Here is a 641-nt window from a genome sequence, read left to right on the forward strand (position 1 = left end):
GTAACGGAGGCGCCCAAAGGTTCCCTCAGAATGGTTGGAAATCATTCGCAGAGTGTAAAGGCACAAGGGAGCTTGACTGCGAGACCTACAAGTCGAGCAGGGACGAAAGTCGGGCTTAGTGATCCGGTGGTTCCGCATGGAAGGGCCATCGCTCAACGGATAAAAGCTACCCCGGGGATAACAGGCTTATCTCCCCCAAGAGTCCACATCGACGGGGAGGTTTGGCACCTCGATGTCGGCTCATCGCATCCTGGGGCTGTAGTCGGTCCCAAGGGTTGGGCTGTTCGCCCATTAAAGCGGTACGCGAGCTGGGTTCAGAACGTCGTGAGACAGTTCGGTCCCTATCCGTCGCGGGCGCAGGAAATTTGAGAGGAGCTGTCCTTAGTACGAGAGGACCGGGATGGACGCACCGCTGGTGTACCAGTTGTTCTGCCAAGGGCATCGCTGGGTAGCTATGTGCGGACGGGATAAGTGCTGAAAGCATCTAAGCATGAAGCCCCCCTCAAGATGAGATTTCCCATTCCGCAAGGAAGTAAGATCCCTGAAAGATGATCAGGTTGATAGGTCTGAGGTGGAAGTGTGGCGACACATGGAGCTGACAGATACTAATCGATCGAGGACTTAACCTAAATGTTTGTGAA

At 54.4% G+C, this 641-nt stretch carries 1 rRNA gene; it reads left to right on the plus strand.

From position 1 onward, the window contains the following. Window positions 1–629, plus strand: a 23S ribosomal RNA gene (locus QMZ64_RS23030); the annotation flags it as partial. Between the last annotated feature and the right edge of the window lie 12 nt (window positions 630–641).

Origin of the sequence: Bacillus sp. LB7, assembly GCF_030449715.1 — a bacterium.
In the GTDB taxonomy this organism is placed as follows: Bacteria; Bacillota; Bacilli; order Bacillales; family Bacillaceae; genus Bacillus; species Bacillus paralicheniformis.